Origin of the sequence: Enterovibrio nigricans DSM 22720 (assembly GCF_900167155.1) — a bacterium.
In the GTDB taxonomy this organism is placed as follows: domain Bacteria; phylum Pseudomonadota; class Gammaproteobacteria; order Enterobacterales; family Vibrionaceae; genus Enterovibrio; species Enterovibrio nigricans.
Genome location: NZ_FUXU01000008.1, coordinates 15,966 through 32,372 on the forward strand (window position 1 = coordinate 15,966; position 16,407 = coordinate 32,372).

At 48.3% G+C, this 16,407-nt stretch carries 15 protein-coding genes; 7 read left to right on the forward strand and 8 right to left on the reverse strand.

What is annotated here, in order from left to right:
- The first annotated feature begins 40 nt into the window (after nucleotides 1–40).
- From B5D35_RS04880 to B5D35_RS04900, 5 genes are all read left to right on the forward strand, one after another.
- Entirely contained in the window at nucleotides 41–1,423 is a 1,383-nt protein-coding gene (locus B5D35_RS04880) for an aminotransferase-like domain-containing protein (RefSeq protein ID WP_078751471.1), read from the forward strand.
- 8 nt (nucleotides 1,424–1,431) lie between these two features.
- Nucleotides 1,432–2,403, forward strand: a complete 972-nt coding sequence (locus tag B5D35_RS04885; RefSeq protein ID WP_078751472.1) for a hydrolase — start codon at nucleotides 1,432–1,434, stop codon at nucleotides 2,401–2,403.
- Nucleotides 2,404–2,430: 27 nt separating this feature from the next.
- The gene (locus B5D35_RS04890; RefSeq protein ID WP_078751473.1) at nucleotides 2,431–3,411 is read left to right on the forward strand and encodes a DUF3187 family protein; all 981 of its coding nucleotides are present in this window, start codon (nucleotides 2,431–2,433) and stop codon (nucleotides 3,409–3,411) included.
- Nucleotides 3,412–3,419: 8 nt separating this feature from the next.
- Nucleotides 3,420–3,635: a YheU family protein gene (locus tag B5D35_RS04895; RefSeq protein ID WP_078751474.1), complete on the forward strand. Its 216-nt coding sequence runs from the start codon at nucleotides 3,420–3,422 to the stop codon at nucleotides 3,633–3,635.
- A gap of 140 nt (nucleotides 3,636–3,775) precedes the next feature.
- Nucleotides 3,776–4,645, forward strand: a complete 870-nt coding sequence (locus tag B5D35_RS04900) for a phosphoribulokinase (RefSeq protein ID WP_078751475.1) — start codon at nucleotides 3,776–3,778, stop codon at nucleotides 4,643–4,645.
- Between the two features lie 144 nt (nucleotides 4,646–4,789).
- Here the strand turns inward: B5D35_RS04900 and B5D35_RS04905 are convergent, their stop codons facing one another.
- The gene (locus B5D35_RS04905; protein WP_078751476.1) at nucleotides 4,790–5,197 is read right to left on the reverse strand and encodes an OsmC family protein; all 408 of its coding nucleotides are present in this window, start codon (nucleotides 5,195–5,197) and stop codon (nucleotides 4,790–4,792) included.
- A 236-nt stretch (nucleotides 5,198–5,433) separates the two neighbouring features.
- On the opposite strand from B5D35_RS04905, the gene crp reads away from it, so the two are divergent.
- A complete protein-coding gene (gene crp / locus B5D35_RS04910; RefSeq protein ID WP_002535199.1) occupies nucleotides 5,434–6,066 on the forward strand; it encodes a cAMP-activated global transcriptional regulator CRP in 633 nt (210 codons plus the stop codon).
- 162 nt (nucleotides 6,067–6,228) lie between these two features.
- The gene (locus B5D35_RS04915; RefSeq protein ID WP_078751477.1) at nucleotides 6,229–6,420 is read left to right on the forward strand and encodes a hypothetical protein; all 192 of its coding nucleotides are present in this window, start codon (nucleotides 6,229–6,231) and stop codon (nucleotides 6,418–6,420) included.
- On the opposite strand, the gene B5D35_RS04920 is transcribed toward B5D35_RS04915, so the two are convergent.
- From B5D35_RS04920 to B5D35_RS04950, 7 genes are all read right to left on the reverse strand, one after another.
- On the reverse strand, nucleotides 6,417–7,217 hold the full coding sequence (locus B5D35_RS04920; protein ID WP_078751478.1) for a DUF1338 domain-containing protein: 801 nt from the start codon (nucleotides 7,215–7,217) through the stop codon (nucleotides 6,417–6,419). The two genes, B5D35_RS04915 and B5D35_RS04920, sit on opposite strands and share 4 nt — an antisense overlap.
- Nucleotides 7,218–7,240: 23 nt before the next feature.
- Complete coding sequence (gene astD / locus B5D35_RS04925; protein WP_078751479.1) at nucleotides 7,241–8,698, reverse strand: succinylglutamate-semialdehyde dehydrogenase; 1,458 nt, start codon at nucleotides 8,696–8,698, stop codon at nucleotides 7,241–7,243.
- An 11-nt stretch (nucleotides 8,699–8,709) separates the two neighbouring features.
- Nucleotides 8,710–9,726, reverse strand: coding sequence for an arginine N-succinyltransferase (gene astA / locus B5D35_RS04930; RefSeq protein ID WP_078751480.1), 1,017 nt, complete (start codon nucleotides 9,724–9,726; stop codon nucleotides 8,710–8,712).
- Nucleotides 9,727–9,764: 38 nt separating this feature from the next.
- Nucleotides 9,765–10,979, reverse strand: a complete 1,215-nt coding sequence (locus tag B5D35_RS04935) for an aspartate aminotransferase family protein (RefSeq protein ID WP_078751481.1) — start codon at nucleotides 10,977–10,979, stop codon at nucleotides 9,765–9,767.
- Nucleotides 10,980–11,311: 332 nt separating this feature from the next.
- Complete coding sequence (locus B5D35_RS04940; protein WP_078751482.1) at nucleotides 11,312–11,887, reverse strand: aminodeoxychorismate synthase component II; 576 nt, start codon at nucleotides 11,885–11,887, stop codon at nucleotides 11,312–11,314.
- A 93-nt stretch (nucleotides 11,888–11,980) separates the two neighbouring features.
- A complete protein-coding gene (locus B5D35_RS04945) occupies nucleotides 11,981–12,949 on the reverse strand; it encodes a response regulator (RefSeq protein WP_078751483.1) in 969 nt (322 codons plus the stop codon).
- Nucleotides 12,939–16,277, reverse strand: a complete 3,339-nt coding sequence (locus tag B5D35_RS04950) for a PAS domain S-box protein (protein WP_078751484.1) — start codon at nucleotides 16,275–16,277, stop codon at nucleotides 12,939–12,941. The genes B5D35_RS04945 and B5D35_RS04950 overlap by 11 nt, the downstream gene beginning before the upstream one ends.
- Nucleotides 16,278–16,407: the final 130 nt, after the last annotated feature.

Here is a 16,407-nt window from a genome sequence, read left to right on the forward strand (position 1 = left end):
AACAGGGATCGTTTATCGGATCAAAAGGTTTATTGTCACCATGACAATCATCAATATCACGCTGGATAAATCAGGGGCACCCATGTATCGGCAAATTGCAGATGCAATCGGGGTAAAAGTGAACAGTAAAGAGCTGGCACCGGGAGAGAAGCTGCCTACCCATCGCGCCTTGGCCGATGCGCTATCAGTGACGGTCGGCACCATTACCCGCGCTTACGCTGAAGCTGAGCGAAGAGGCATTGTCGAAGCCAAGGTCGGGGCCGGAACCTACATAAGTCAAACAGACAAGCCGTTGTGGACGTTTTCAGCACCAGAGCGCCCAGGGATCACAAGCTTTGGCTACAATGTTCCGCCAACTCTCAACCGTGCCGATGTCTTCTCTGATGCACTCCAACAACTGGCATCCCACCCCAACGAATTGAACAGCCTAATGCTCTATCAGCCACCGTCTGGCATAGTCCGTCACCGCGAAATCCTGTCGCAGTGGCTCGCACAACATGGGGTGACCACTTCTCCCTCACAGTTGTTGTTCTGCTCTGGCGCACAAAATGCCATGCAGCTTTGCTTGCTTACGCTTTGTCGTGCGGGCGACACTATCCTTGCAGACAAATTTACCTATCCCGGCTTGATGAGCCTTGCTAAACAGCTTCAATTAACCATTAAACCTGTTGAGATGGATGACGAAGGCATGTTGCCAGACGCATTACGCGCTGCTTGCCAGCAATATCAGCCACGTCTGGTGTACCTCACGCCGACACTGCAAAATCCCACCACGGCGACCATGAGTGAAGCGAGGCGCATAGAGGTCATCGAGATCTGTCGCGAACAGCAGTTGGTTATCCTTGAAGATGACATCAATGGGCTTCTACCGACAGAGCGTCCAGAGCCGATGATAAACCTCGCACCCGACTTAGTGATTTATATCGGTGGTCTCGCAAAGACATTGGCTCCGGGATTGAGATTGGGTTTTTTACATCTGCCTGAGCGGTACTACCCGCACTTTGTTAATGCACTGCAAAACCACAGCTGGATGATTAGCCCCCTTTTAACGGCGATGGCTGCCATCCTTTTGGAAAATGGTGCCGCAAACCAAATGCTGGATACCATTCGGACAGAAATGGAAAAACGGTGGCAATGCGTTGCGCATCACCTGCGTGATAGCGATCTTCGCTATCAACCGAACGGGTTTCACGGCTGGTTAAAGCTGCCCGATGATTGGGCGTTGAGTGACTTTCTTGCCGCCTGTAAAGAAAATGGCCTAGAGGTAAAATCCGCCGAACTTTTCATCCCGCCAGGCTATGGCGCACCGCCTTATATTCGTATTGCAGTAAGCGCACCTCCAACGAGAGACATTTTGGAGCAAGGCTGTAAAAAACTGGCGCAGTTACTGGCCAATCCCCCAATCAGCGAGTTTGCATTATGAGCCATACAATGACATCGACATTTACACCGTTAAGAGGGGCGACCAATCCCCATGTTCAAACCTTACTCCCGCGTTTTTTGCGCCGAACCCCCTTGTTTGAGCCCGTGTGGCAACGCCTAAATACACCCGATGGTGACTTTCTGGATATTGGCTGGACGGAGCCACCCGAGCAGGCAAAAGGCAAACCAGTCGCCGTACTTTTTCACGGTCTGGCTGGGTGTTTTTACAGCCCTTATGCCAACGGCCTTTTAAATGCATTTCGCGAGCAGGGCTGGCTCGGTGTCATCATGCACTTTCGCGGATGCAGCGGCTCACTCAACCGATTACCCAGAAGCTATCATTCCGGAGAAACAAGTGATGCACGTTTTTTCCTCAGCTACCTCAGTGAGCAGTTTCCCGACGTACCCCGTGTGGCCACAGGCGTCTCACTCGGCGGAAATATGTTGGTCCGCTACCTGGCCGAGTTCAATCACGATCCGCTTATCAAGGCGGGATGCGTTATCAGCCCTCCGCTGAATCTTGCAGCCTGTTCAAGTCGAATCAATCAAGGCTTTTCCAAGGTCTACCAAGCATACCTGCTTCGTTCCATGAACCGCTCTCTCACAAACAAGCTCGCTCGTCACCCCGAAATAGGACACTGGAAAAGCAATGACAAGATCAGTATTTCGACCCTCCTCCAGTTTGACCAAACCGTCACCGCCCCACTTCACGGTTTTCTCAATGCTGAGGATTATTACAAACAATGCAGTGGTTTAGGTGTATTGCGTGACGTTGCGACTCCTCTAAAAGTGGTCCATGCTAAAGATGATCCTTTTATGACTGAAGCGGTGATCCCAACCGAGCTACTACCCGAAAATATTCACTATCACCTCACCGAATACGGCGGTCATGTAGGATTCATTTCCGGCACTTTGACAAAACCTGAATTCTGGTTGGAACAGGAAGTTCCCCGATGGTTAGCCCTGCATATGGATAACTGACACGACGCAGGGCGAGAGAGGTGAAACATGGCATTATCTCGCACTGCCTTAATATGTCTGCTTACACTGCTTGGTTTTTCCTACCCAATCAACGCTGATACCGTGCGCTTCGGGCCTTTGATTGCGCAAAGTCAGGCCCCCCTTCAGGTCACAGGCCTCGCCCCCATGATGCATGACCCCATGTCGCTTTTTGTCAACGACACCGAAGTTTTTGCGTCGCTTACCATCGCAAGCGTCTGGGCGAACACACCGCACTATTTGTTTGATTATTACCATAACCAAATCATGGCGGGCTTTATGCACGCTCCGTCAGAAACCACTAAAATTGGCGTTTGGTATCAATACCGCTACGCAGCAAATAATCGACTTGATGGCTTAACGGAAAAGTTTCACCACATTTTTGGTATTGATCAGAACGGGCGTACAGACGTCGATGAAGATAGGTTCTATATTCATATTCCTCATGATATGGCTGAGCCCATTGAGGGGTTTACCGGAGACCCTTTGCTCAGTGCTATCAGTCTCTACGGAGAAAAAACGCTCTATCATGACGCGCATCATGCGGTCAGTGTCGGTGCTACCTTATTTTTTAATCGTGTCAGCCATGGTGTGTTCAGCAACACCACCTTTGAGCAAGCTCTGCAAGCCAATTACGGCTACCAAAGGGATAAGCACAAATTGACGGCTTCACTGGGGCTCACACATCGACCGGATAAACCGCAACACTTTGTTGATGTAAAACCTTGGGGGGTTAATGCGGGCATCAGTTATCAATATTCGCTGTTTACACACCATGAACTCATTGCTGAATACCTCATCTCACAGGGAAAAGGAGAGGGTGTAAACCTGGGAGAGTTGACATCCCTCGTGCATGAATTTGCCTTAGGCTATCGCTACCTTTTTAACGACAGTGCGATAGAATTGATGGCCCTGGAGAACATGTTCAATCACGATAACAGTACTGATATCGTGTTTTCGGCCACGTTCCGACACCGCTTAACGTTGTAGGTAGCGAGATGATTATCCCTTGGCAGGAAATTCCTGAAGAAAACCTGAGAAGCTTGGTCGAACACTTTGTATTGCGTGAAGGTACCGATTACGGTGAACAGGAAATCAGTTTCGACGAGAAAGTTGATCAAGTCCTAGCGCTGATTAAAAACAGAGAAGCGGTCGTTGTTTACTCAGAATTACACGAAACCGTCGATATCAAACTGACACGCTCACTTGCATAAAAATGATACCCAAACAACATGAAGTTGCCGATGATCTCTGATATTCAGGATCTTCACACCGTTTGGGTATCCCCTCAACTTGACCAATCTCTGACTCCCTGTTAATTCTTTGTCATTAGTTTTTTTTGACAGGGTTTGTCATGTCTGCAAAACATCCGATCATTGCAGTCACCGGTTCGTCCGGCGCAGGAACAACAACAACGTCCGATGCATTTCGAAAAATTTTCAACATGATGAACATCAGTGCAGCGTGGGTCGAAGGGGATAGCTTCCATCGATTTACCCGCCCGGAGATGGATGTCGAAATTCGAAAAGCCAAAGACCAAGGACGCCATATCAGTTATTTTGGCCCGACGGCCAACGACTTTCCTCGGTTAGAGTCTTTCTTTAATGAATACGGCAAGCAGGGCACCGGACAATTTCGCCGCTACCTTCATACCTTTGATGAGGCCGTGCCTTACAACCAAATGCCGGGCACCTTCACTGCATGGCAAGACTTACCGAATAACTCGGATTTATTGTTTTACGAAGGGTTGCATGGCGGTATGGTTGATGGCGATACCAACGTAGCGCAACACGTCGACCTTTTGATTGGCATGGTGCCCATCGTTAACTTGGAATGGATTCAGAAATTTGTTCGTGACACCCGAGACCGAGGGCATTCTCGTGAAGCGGTCATGGACTCTATTGTTCGCTCGATGGATGACTATCTGAATTACATCACGCCACAATTCAGTCGTACCCATATTAACTTCCAACGTGTGCCGACTGTTGATACATCTAACCCACTCAATGCAAAAGCTATCCCAAGTCTTGATGAAAGCTTCGTCGTGATCCGTTTTCGCGGTATCAAAAACGTCGATTTTCCATATCTGCTAAACATGATCCAAGGGGCATTTATGTCCCGTCACAACACGTTGGTGGTGCCAGGCGGTAAAATGAGCTTCGCGATGGAATTGATTATTCGTCCATTAATTCAGCAACTGATTGAAACCGGAAAAATCAGCTAATGCCTTAGCTGGCACCTTTTCGCACGAGATGGCGTTGCAGGTCGTCGTCGACATCGATGCCATAAAACCTAGACAGAAACAAAGAAGGAGGGGTGTCCCCTCCTTCTTTACTTACTGAACGAATTTTTTACTGATCGATTGCCATCAGTCTACCTGTTGAATTTCGTACGAGTGTGTCATTTCCACGCCCGCCCCAAGCATCAAACAGACAGAGCAGTATTTTTCCAAACTGTCTTTCACCGCCGCCGCTACAATCGACTCATCCACATTGTCACCTTTCACGACAAAATGGATATTAATGCGTGTAAACAAGCGTGGCGCTTGCTCACGTCTTTCTGCAGACAGTTGTGCCTCACAACCCACCACTTTTTGATTGGCATCTTCGAGTGCCGCCACAACATCCACAGAGCTGCATCCACCCGCCCCCATCAAAACCATTTCCATTGGACTTGGTGCATGCTCTCCACCGTTGCCATCCATCACGATGTTATGGCCAGTATTTGACAGCCCCAGAAACGTCTTATTTCCGCACCACTTGACGCTAGCTTGCATTGCTTTCCTCCACTTACTTTCAGGGTCGTGATCTTGTCCACGTTTTTAGCCTTTAATAGAGGACGAAGTCCATATCAAAATCAAGAAATCGTGCGTGAAAAAGGATAAACTCAATGACTCAAATTGAGAGCTTGTAGCCTGACTGCTGAAACTTTATGCTATCCAACGGACAGGTGCCGCAGGACGATGGGCTAAGGAATACTCATCAGGCAACAAATGCAGAGGAAATGAGATATATGGTTCCAGGAAAACCTCAGACAGACCCAACACTAGAGTGGTTCCTTTCACACTGCCACATTCATAAGTATCCGTCGAAAAGTACGCTGATCCATGCTGGTGAAAAAGCAGAGACCTTGTACTACATCGTCAAGGGTTCAGTGGCGGTATTGATCAAGGATGAAGAAGGCAAAGAGATGATCCTTTCTTACCTCAACCAGGGCGACTTCATTGGCGAACTGGGCCTATTTGAGGAAGATCAGGAGCGTACCGCATGGGTTCGCGCGAAATCTCCATGTGAAGTGGCTGAAATCTCATTCAAGAAATTCCGCCAACTCATCCAAGTAAACCCTGATATTCTAATGCGTCTTTCTTCTCAGATGGCTCGCCGTCTGCAAGTAACCAGCCAAAAAGTTGGTGACTTGGCGTTCTTAGACGTAACAGGTCGTATCGCGCAAACACTACTTAATTTAGCAAAACAACCGGATGCGATGACTCACCCAGACGGTATGCAAATTAAGATCACTCGTCAGGAAATCGGTCAAATTGTTGGCTGTTCTCGTGAAACCGTAGGCCGCATCTTGAAGATGCTGGAAGAGCAGAACCTGATTTCTGCGCACGGTAAAACCATCGTGGTATACGGTACTCGTTAATACCTTCGATGTGACAATTGGAAAAGCCACCGTTTCAACGGTGGCTTTTTTGTTATTGCGTGATCATTATCTCGCCGAAATTTCTGCCGAATTCAAAATTCGGTGCTACCTTTCAAAACAACGCATGTATGAGTTTACGTGCATATAGAAAGGTGACGTCATATGGATATGGAACACGGCATGTTTTCAACACCCGCCGTACAATCAACCCCTTCAACTTGGTCACGCACCAGTGTTGAACTCGCGGGGTTTAATGGCCCCTCCCTCTATCATTTACAGAAACTCCTTGGGGAAGAAAAACGTAAACCCGATGCGGAAGAGTGGCCATCAAGCCTGATCAATGAGCACAGTTAACTGACTTTATCTGTGCTTTCAAAAATTTTGTCCGCCGAGGCCTCAACAAACCCTTGATACAGGCTACCATCCGGTAACGAATAACGTTTTGCAAATTCATAGAATCCACCAGGAATGGTCATTTCACCGTCGCTAAACATCACTGGTACCTTGTCCGCCATCGTTGACGATTGCTCCAACATGACCTCAGGACTGCCTTTCACCTCGCCGCCAGATTCATTGATCGCAAATCCCGCTTGTCGCAAAATTCCGTTTACCTCTGACACCTCAGAAACGGTGCTCAACTGGTTAACACTCACTGTGAAATGGTTTGCACCAAAACCATGAGCCGCTAACCACCCCGCATATTCACTTTCCTCTGCCAAGACACGATACAATTCAGCATCAAGTTCCCATGGTCGTCCGCCATATAGAAACTCAGATCCTTGCATCCAAGCGTCATCCACCTGATCAACCAGTTTTCGAACTGCCATTTGCAAAGCCGTTGAACACTGCCCTACCATCAATTCGCTAATGAAAACTTTAGGCGCTTTAGGATCAGGGTGTTCATAGTGATGTGCATTGAGATTTTTCGCTTCGAAGTGATACTGCCCTTTCGGCTCGTAACCGATGGCTATAAACGGGGCTGCCAGTCTGTCTAAGCCAATTTTAGGCAATGCAAACGTGCGCAGCGCAATGTGATCATTTTGCAGCGGAGAGCCTTCTTCCAGTAGCGCGTGCACTTTCGCCGCTGACGGACAAAGGCGTGCAGTGTAGTCTTGCCATAACGCATCAAACAGCGCGTGAACTCGTTCCATTACATTCTCCAATCTCGTTATGCTTACAAGGATAGACCCGGACTAAGCTGAGCTGGCAAGGAGACATCTTCCCCTTCCATCGATGCCATAGGATAGGCGCAGTAATCTGCAGCGTAGTATGCGCTGGGGCGTAAGTTACCCGAGGCACCAGGCCCACCAAAGGGCGCATCACCGCTTGCGCCTGTAAGCTGTCTGTTTCGATTCACAATGCCAGCACGGATATGATCGAGAAAATATGCCCACTCATTGTCGTCCGTTGACACTAAACCCGCGGAAAGCCCATAACGCGTGTCGTTGGCAAGTTCAACGGCTTGCTGAAGCGAGGCATAACGACACACTTGAAGCAACGGCCCAAAGTATTCTTCATCAGGAAGCGTCGTAATGGATGTAACCTCAATGATGCCCGGAGACACAACGGCATCATGTAACAGTTCGGCTTTTACCAGTGTCTTACCACCTAGTGATTCTAGGTTAGCTTGTGCTGCAATAATGCCTTCTGCGGCGCGTACAGAGATTTGTGCGCCCATAAACGGAGCAGGATCATCAAATGCCCCACCGACATGAATGTTCTTTGTCATTTCGACCAAACGCGTCAACAGCGCATCTCCACGTTCGCCTATCGGGATATACAATCGCCGCGCACAAGTACAACGTTGACCAGCACTGATAAACGCAGACTGAATAATGGTGTACACAGTGGCATCTAACTCTCCATATTGCTCAGAGATAACCATTGGGTTATTGCCACCCATCTCCAATGCCAGCATCTTTCCTGGCTGCCCGGCAAATTGACGATGCAGGATATGCCCAGTATTGGCACTGCCCGTAAAGAGTAGCCCGTCGATGCCTTTTGATTGTGCCAATGCCTCGCCCGTTTCTCTTCCGCCTTGAACCAGGTTAATCACACCCGCCGGCAAACCAGCATCAATCCAAAGCTTGAACGTCTCTTCCGCGGTTTTCGGTGTGAGATCTGAGGGCTTAAACACTACAGTATTGCCTGCAAGCAAGGCAGGGACAATGTGACCATTAGGCAGGTGCCCTGGAAAATTGTAAGGCCCAAAGATGGCCATGACACCTAAAGGACGATGACGAAGTACAGCCTGTGTACCGGCAATGTCCTTACTTCTTTCGCCAGTGCGATCTTCATACGCACGCAACGAAATGTCGATTTTGCCTACCATGGCAGCCGCTTCAGTCCGAGTCTCCCAAAGGGGCTTCCCGGTCTCTTCGGCGATGACTTTAGCGATGTGCTCGCTGTTTTCTTTTACACTTGCAGCAAAGCGCTCCACCAAGGCTTTCCGCTCTGCAAACGAGGTATGTTTCCACGCAAGAAATGTTTCTCGCGCGGCAGAAACGGCCTGCTCAACTTGATCGACCGTCGCGGCTTTTCCTTGCCAAATCACCTCACTGTTAAACGGGTTGAGTGATTCAAATGCGCTACCTTTGCCTCCCAAAGGAAGGTTATTAATCCATTGCGTCATCTTCCAACCTCTTAAAGGGAAACCAAACGAACGGTGTCACCGCTCATCACATGAAGGGCATCCGCGACTTCTTGACTGATCAAGGCTTTGTTTCGCTCTTCATCTACGCCAATTTTTGCGGCAGTCGCGCGGAAGTTCTTAAAGTCGCTATTGCTGATCAGGTAATCCTGTGCGCTGGTATGCTCCACAATTTTGACCCTTGCAGTAAACGAACGACGAATCGAATCAATGTTCTGTCGCAGGCATTCCACCGTTGGACCAGCATCAAAGATGTCTACATAGCCACGACAGGCAAAACCTTCTTTTTCGAGCATGCGCAACGCGGGACGTGTTTTCTCATGAACCTGCCCTATCACCGCTTTGGCTTCTTCACTGAGTAGGCTGACGTAAATAGGCAGCTTAGGCATCAAGTCGGCGATAAAGCCTTTTTGCCCTGTGCCCGTCAGGTAATCTGCAAGCGTAAATTCGATAGAAAAGAAATGCTCTTTCAGCCATGCCCAGAATGGAGAGTTCCCAGCATCGTCTGATACGCCACGCATTTCAGCAAAAATCACGTCGGAGAATTTTTCCGGGAACTGGGCCAGCATCAGGAAGCGGCATTTTGACAACAGCTTTCCATTCAGGCCGCCGCGAAACTCCGGACGGAGAAACAAGGTGCAGATTTCAGTCGCCCCCGTGTAATTATTCCCAAACGTCAGCACTTCAACCACGTTGTGCACATTGAGACGGCGAGAGTGATGCACCACTTTGCTGATATGGTAGCTGTAGAATGGATTATCGAGCCCAATGGCAGCTTCAATGCCAGTTGTCCCCGCTATCTCTCCAGTCTCCGTATCTTCGGCCACCATTAAGTAACCTTCGGTTCCCGGTGATTGCGCATCACGGTCAAAGCTCACCAATGAATGGTCAATGCGGCCACGAATTAAGGTTTCGTCGACCGGTAGCGATGTGAAACCATGCCCAGACTCTTTAGCGCATAGCATCAATGCATCGAAATCAGTTTCCTTGATTGGGCGAATTACCAACATCTCACTCCCTCCTGATGCGTTATTTCACTGGTGGCGAGTTAAGCCACCAGTTTGGACAGTGCACGATCCAGACGCGCTAGCCCCTCTTGAACTTCTTCTTTGGTGATCACCAAAGAAGGGGTCATTCTGACGACATTGGCACCTGCCACCAGCACTAACAAACCTTCTTCACCGGCAGCAACCAATACATCACGTGCACGGCCTTTCCACTCATCGTTAAGTGCCGCCCCTACCAATAAACCCTTGCCGCGAATGTCACTGAACATATTGTATTTGGCATTCAGTGCCTCTAAACCTTGACGGAACCAGCCTTCACGCTCTTTCACACCCGCCAGTACTTCAGGTTTAGAAATCTCTTCCACCACAGCCTCCGCCACAGCACAAGCCAGGGGGTTTCCGCCGTAGGTAGAGCCGTGCGTGCCCACTTTCATATGTGCTGCCAGTTTCTCTGTAGTAAGCATGGCACCAATAGGGAAACCGCCGCCGAGTGATTTTGCCGTGCTGAGAATGTCCGGTGTGACACTGGTTTGCTGGTACGCGTAGAACGTGCCCGTTCTGCCATTACCCGTTTGCACTTCATCAAAGATCAATAATGCGTTGTGCTTGTCACACAACTCTCTGACGCCCTCAAGGAAAGTGTCATCCGCCGAAACGATACCGCCTTCACCCTGTAGTGGTTCCATCATGATGGCGCAGGTTTTATCCGATATAGCGGCAGCCAGTACATCTAAATCATTGTATGGCAGGTGGGTTACATCGCCCGGTTTTGGCCCAAAGCCATCGGAATACGCAGCCTGACCACCAACCGTCACGGTAAAGAAGGTTCTGCCATGAAAACCTTGCGTAAAGGCAATGATTTCGCTTTTCTCTGGGCCGAACTCATCTGCGGCCCAACGGCGCGCGAGTTTTAAAGCAGCTTCATTGGCTTCGGCCCCGGAGTTAGCAAAGAATACGCGCTCTGCAAAGCTCACTTCGGTGAGTTTCTTGGCCAAACGCAAAGCTGGCGCATTCGTCATCACATTGCTGAGATGCCATAGTTTCTCAGCTTGCGCTTTGAGTGCATCAACCATTACAGGGTGGCAGTGCCCAAGACAGCTCACTGCAATACCACCAGCAAAATCAATGTACTCATTGCCATCCAAGTCCCAAATACGCGCCCCTTTTCCCTTGTCGGGAATCATTTCCATAGGCGCGTAACAAGGCACCATCACATCATCGAACAGCTTACGTTCTACTTTAAAATCAGCCGTCATCGCTCATATCCTTCTGTCGATTCTGCTATAAGCATAGTATTTACAATTTTTTAACCACATCAATAGCAGATAATTTTATAACCCTAAACTGTAAACTTGGGGGAAATTCATCCTAATGCCATATTTATGCGCAATTTCGCTCAAGTTATTAATACAACAAGAGGTAATAGTGTCTTTCCTATTAGGAAACAAAGGAAGGGAGGTGATTCAGAAGTGAATAAGGTTTCACTGTTCACCCGCAGAAAAAGGTGAAACTAAAATGTAAAATTAGTGATACAGATCGACTCCCCTGCTAATAAAAATAGGGGATGCAGGGTAGAAAGGTCGGCGGATTACTGTGAAAGGAAGTTAGTAAGTAACTGATGGCCTTGCTCGGTCAGAATACTTTCCGGATGAAATTGCACCCCTTCAAGCGGCAATGTACGGTGTCGAATACCCATAATTTCATCAAATCCACCGTCTTTCTCTGTCCATGCAGTGACATCAAAACACGAGGGTAACGAAGAAGCTTCCACCACTAAGGAGTGGTATCGCGTCACCGTCAGCGGGTTGTTCAACCCTGTAAATACACCTTGGTCTTTATGCAGGACTGGGCTGGTCTTTCCGTGCATGACTTGTTTGGCGCGTACGACGTTGGCACCAAAAACCTGTGCCATGGCTTGGTGCCCCAGGCAAACACCTAAAATGGGCAACTTACCCGCAAAATGCTGAATGGCATCGAGAGAAATACCAGCATCGTCCGGTGTACACGGGCCAGGTGAAATAACCAGATGACTCAGGGCCATCGCTTCAATGTCCGCCAACGAAATCGCATCATTACGGTGAACGTCTACCGTCACGCCTAACTGGCAGAAATACTGATACAAGTTGTAGGTAAAAGAGTCGTAATTATCAATAATTAACAGCACAAATGGATCCCATCACGTCCTGCTCGCATTACTTCAGCGAGGCTGGGCGCAAATGCTATCACAGCCCTTAACTTGCTGCACGGCTCCAGATGGTCAGAATGCGTTGATCGGTAAAATCGGGGTCGGCCATGGTTCTAAAAACCACTGTGAATACAAGGCACTGAGCTCCTCACTATTTTCATCCAGCAAGTGAATCAATCTTGGGTCTATGAGTGTCCCCGCCTCCACTGAGATATTCTGAATGGCCTTGTGTACGCGCGAGTCGCTACCTCCCGCTAAACTTTCAACTTCTGCATCCAGCCTTTCACACACGGTGACAACACGGCACTCTTCTGGAATTTTGTCGCCTTCAACTTCTGGAAAGCCCGATCCATCCCAGCGGGTGTTTTTGTAAGTCAACAGAGTCGCAGTCACGCAGGCAAACCCTTTGGTTGCTTCAGACAGCAGCAGCAGACTACGACTTTCTGCCGTTGTGTTATTGCCTTCGTCGTTCCAAAGTTCACCGAGGGAGCAGAGCGGATAAGCGAGACTGATGTCTACAGATTTGGCTTTGGTTAAACCATATTTTAATGACAACCACTCGCACAACTTGGCAATTCTTGGTGCAGAAATTTCCACTTCATTCTTGTGCAGTGCCGCCACGGCAGCAACTTGATTCATGACAAGCTGATAATTTTCTCGCATTGTTGTCGCACGCGCTTCCCCCAATAAATTGGCGACACGACTTTTGACCAATTCAGGTGATACAGGCTTAATAAGGAAATCGGCAGCACCCGCTTTTAACCCTTCGACTTCGCTTTGGTATTCATCAAGGGCAGACACGATAACGATAGGTATATGACAGAGTGTTCGGTCTTGTTTAAGTTGACGACACACCTCGTACCCATTCATACCCGGCATCATAATATCGAGAAGGATAAGATCTGGTCGCTGCTGAATGGTCAGCTCTATCGCGCGTTCACCATTTTTCGCAAACACTAAGGTGTATTGGTCTTGCAAGATAGTTCGCATTACGTGCAGATTGCTGGGCTCATCATCCACCACCAATACTTTATACGCCATAGCCCGTCACTCCTGTGTTTTCGGATGATGGAAATTGCTCAACAACAGACAAAAAGAGTTGGTAAGCATCGTCTAACTCAAAGTTCTCAATTGATGCCACGAACTCGGCTAATATTGCGGGTGAAACCATGCCTGTCATTGAAGGGATCAGGGTTTTGTAGAGAGTTTCATCGAGTTGCCCTTCTGACAGTTTCAAAGCAAATGCCTCGGCGGATCGCGCAAACTGTTCATCACTCATTTTCTGCGTCGTCGATTCATTTTCAAGATCATCAATACGCACTCCCAAATACGCTAACGCGTGGTCAAAGGCTGTCGTCAGACTCTCTCTTAATTCAGTCAAACGACTCTCAGCCGTGAGCCGATCACCATTTTTTAAACTCTGTTTAATTCTGAGTATGTCGCTTTCGAGCTTGGAAAATCCAAGGTAATGCGCCGCTTCAGCCGCTTTACTTAAATGGTCAACCGCTGAGTCTGGCGATTCAGATAGCATCTTAACGATATGTGCGGGTAGCTGGTTATAGCTGACAAAAAAATCACGGACGACACTTAATAAGATCTCTGACGATGGCCAACGCTTGCTCACTGCGTTTTCGTCAAAATACGCCAGTTCATTTTCCCCTTTCACGCTGTTCAGCGGCATGATGTTGCTGGTTTCTTCGTGCACGCCCAAGCAATGCTTGAGAACTTCAAATATCTGATCATTGATAAATGGTTTAGTAACAACACCGTCAAAACCTCTCTCAAGCCACTGAGCGGTGGGTGTCGGATCGACCGCCAATGTCAACGCAATGACTTTAGGAGGAGCCTTTGCCCACTGCATAGCCCACGTTTTTAATGTTTTAGGGTTAGGAAACTCGTCACTGAGATAGGCATCTAACATGACGATATCGACAGGCTGTGTTTTGATAACATCTTCAGCAGAAACAAGGTCAGTAAACGTCAATACTTTTACCCCTTGTCGTAGGGAGATGTCTCGAAGCTCTTGTTGGTTACGCTGTACATCGTCAATCACCAACACCTCGATAGGCGGAAGGGCGTAATGCTGGATAGACTCGCGAGAAAAAGGGGCGACGCCTTGAGAGGGAATTAATGGCAAATCTGCGTAAACAAGGGAATTATTTGCCGTTTCGCCATCAAACCACAAATTACCACGCATCAATTCAACCAACTGGGTGATCAAGGTCGCAGACAGTGTTTGTCCGGTGTTTTCCGTTTCGTTTTGCGCACGCTTTACTGAGCACGAAGGGTACGTCGCTACCACAAAGCGAACCGTGTCGTTCACGGGCAAGACATGCAATGCAACATGCCCTTTTTCAGTTTTGGTCAGTGCGCTTCGCATCATATTTTGAAGCAGTTGTTTCACACGCCTTGCGTCGCCGACATAATGTTCCCCCAGCCGTTCGTTGTAATGCAAGGTAACGTGTAGTTCTCTCGCTCTTACCGTCTCACGGGCAATAAATTCGATTTGTCGGCACAATTGAGCCAAAGAAAACTCAGCCATATCCAGTGGCAGCGACTGACTCTCAAGCTTCGAGGTGTCGAGAATGTCGTTAATCAACTTCATCAGGCTTTCGCCAGATTCTTTTATCACTTCAAGATGATGACGATGCGTGGGATTTTTTTCTTCATCAATTAAAACATGCGTTAAACCGAGAATTGAATTCATTGGCGTTCGAAATTCGTAGCTCATGTTGGCCAAAAACGAAGACTTTGATTGTGTGGCTTTCTCAGCCAATCGCATCTTTTCCTCAAACTCCTCTTCGGCCTCGCGCTTTTCGGTAATGTCGAGAATGACGCCATCTATCCAGGTACTGCCATCTTCAGCCCGATAACTATGTCCGATCTCCCAAAAACACTTCTCCTGCTCATCACGCGTGGTGAACCAGTATTCACAGTCATATTTCCCATTCCGATGCGATGCTAGTTCTCTCGCCCTGCGATAATTTGCTGTATCACTGGGTCGAATACGGTCGATAAAATGGGAGACGCCATTTTCCCCCGTTAACACTGACGTGCTGTAGCCTGTCATGGACTTCGCCGCGTCGCTGATGTACACAATATGTCGCGCAGCCCCCGTCATCTCCCGAAATGCCATACAAGGTAAATTAGCCACCAAAGAACGATATTGTTTAGCGTTTTCTCGTAAGGCCCATGCAAGATGACGTTGTTCTGAAATATCTGAAATTACAGCTACAAACTCATGTTTCCCTCGAAGTGCTTGATGACCAATCGCGAGTCTCACGGGCAATGTTGAGCCGTCTTTTCGCTTCGCTGTCACTTCTCGCACAGATCCCACCACCGCGGAATTTCGGTTTTCGAGGTAATTATGGATATACGAGTCGTGCCTATGCTGGTGGGCGTCAGTCACTAAGATACGGACGTTACGGCCCGTGACCTCTGACGCATACCAGCCAAAAATACGTTCTGCTGAGTGATTGAAAAACGTAATCGTTCCATGTTGGTCAATCGCAATAATCGCATCGGTTATGGTCTGCATCACCCCCTCAAGTTCTTTTCTTTTGGTAAGCAAATACCGCTCTCGAATTCTGATGCGATAAAAAGCAGTGACAAGGGGGCACAGCGTGGCAATAAACACAAAGACGAACGCCAGCATCATTAACATGTCACGCCCTAAAAATGGGAAATCATCGTTCCGGTTCGGCTGAACGGAAAGGATCAATGAGCCGCGAGATAGCAATGACGTCAACATCACTGCAAGGGTAAGCAATGCCCCCGCCGTCAAAGAGCGCGACACATTGATATCCCATTTTTCGTGGACGCTGGGCGAGTATCGCACCCACAAACTCAACATCACAAGGAGGCCAGTGCTCACCGTCATCAACAAGGCATTGGAAAAGTCGAATCGGGACACAGCTACGCCATTGACACAGGCGTAGGTCAACCATGTTTGTACCGAAAGCGTGAGCGTCATGATGCAAGCAGATGAAACAATCTTCAGTGGCGAATTTGTAGGAAAGGCAATCATCTTCAACGTGAAGTAAACCGCAATAAAACTCAGACTCGTCAGTATGAACAAAATGACCGGAGAAAAACCGACGTCTCGAAATGCGGAATTAGCCAAGACGTTAGCGACAGGAAGAAGAACGAACCCACAAGTCAGTGCAAGGGCGTTCACAGGCAAAGGAGTGAATTGCAAAATGGTCGTCTTCCCTTCTTCCAAAGGGCGATGCACGAAAGAGAGAGACACCAGAATGAATGTCGCGATCACAGCCATTAATAAAAACCAAGGCTCATAGACCCCGGCAAGTACAGGTTGATCGTTTGATGGCGGCGCTATAAATAGCGACAGAGATTCGATAACCGACATGTATCATTCCAATTAAGAGACGCCAGAAACATTAGCGAACAATCCATTCCAAAAAATAGAAGTCATGTTCAGGTAATGAGACACTCTTAAAGCGTAGTAAATAATCTCTAGGCAACCCATTAAAACCGCA

What these genes read in the sequence shown, in the direction of transcription:
- B5D35_RS04880 (WP_078751471.1), top strand. Translation starts at nt 41, where the DNA reads ATGACAATCATCAATATCACGCTGGATAAATCAGGGGCACCCATGTAT.
- B5D35_RS04900 (WP_078751475.1), top strand. Translation starts at nt 3,776, where the DNA reads ATGTCTGCAAAACATCCGATCATTGCAGTCACCGGTTCGTCCGGCGCA.
- B5D35_RS04945 (WP_078751483.1), bottom strand. Translation starts at nt 12,949, where the DNA reads ATGGCGTATAAAGTATTGGTGGTGGATGATGAGCCCAGCAATCTGCAC.
- B5D35_RS04895 (WP_078751474.1), top strand. Translation starts at nt 3,420, where the DNA reads ATGATTATCCCTTGGCAGGAAATTCCTGAAGAAAACCTGAGAAGCTTG.
- B5D35_RS04905 (WP_078751476.1), bottom strand. Translation starts at nt 5,197, where the DNA reads ATGCAAGCTAGCGTCAAGTGGTGCGGAAATAAGACGTTTCTGGGGCTG.
- B5D35_RS04950 (WP_078751484.1), bottom strand. Translation starts at nt 16,277, where the DNA reads ATGTCGGTTATCGAATCTCTGTCGCTATTTATAGCGCCGCCATCAAAC.
- B5D35_RS04885 (WP_078751472.1), top strand. Translation starts at nt 1,432, where the DNA reads ATGACATCGACATTTACACCGTTAAGAGGGGCGACCAATCCCCATGTT.
- B5D35_RS04890 (WP_078751473.1), top strand. Translation starts at nt 2,431, where the DNA reads ATGGCATTATCTCGCACTGCCTTAATATGTCTGCTTACACTGCTTGGT.
- astD (WP_078751479.1), bottom strand. Translation starts at nt 8,698, where the DNA reads ATGACGCAATGGATTAATAACCTTCCTTTGGGAGGCAAAGGTAGCGCA.
- crp (WP_002535199.1), top strand. Translation starts at nt 5,434, where the DNA reads ATGGTTCCAGGAAAACCTCAGACAGACCCAACACTAGAGTGGTTCCTT.
- B5D35_RS04935 (WP_078751481.1), bottom strand. Translation starts at nt 10,979, where the DNA reads ATGACGGCTGATTTTAAAGTAGAACGTAAGCTGTTCGATGATGTGATG.
- astA (WP_078751480.1), bottom strand. Translation starts at nt 9,726, where the DNA reads ATGTTGGTAATTCGCCCAATCAAGGAAACTGATTTCGATGCATTGATG.
- B5D35_RS04920 (WP_078751478.1), bottom strand. Translation starts at nt 7,217, where the DNA reads ATGGAACGAGTTCACGCGCTGTTTGATGCGTTATGGCAAGACTACACT.
- B5D35_RS04915 (WP_078751477.1), top strand. Translation starts at nt 6,229, where the DNA reads ATGGATATGGAACACGGCATGTTTTCAACACCCGCCGTACAATCAACC.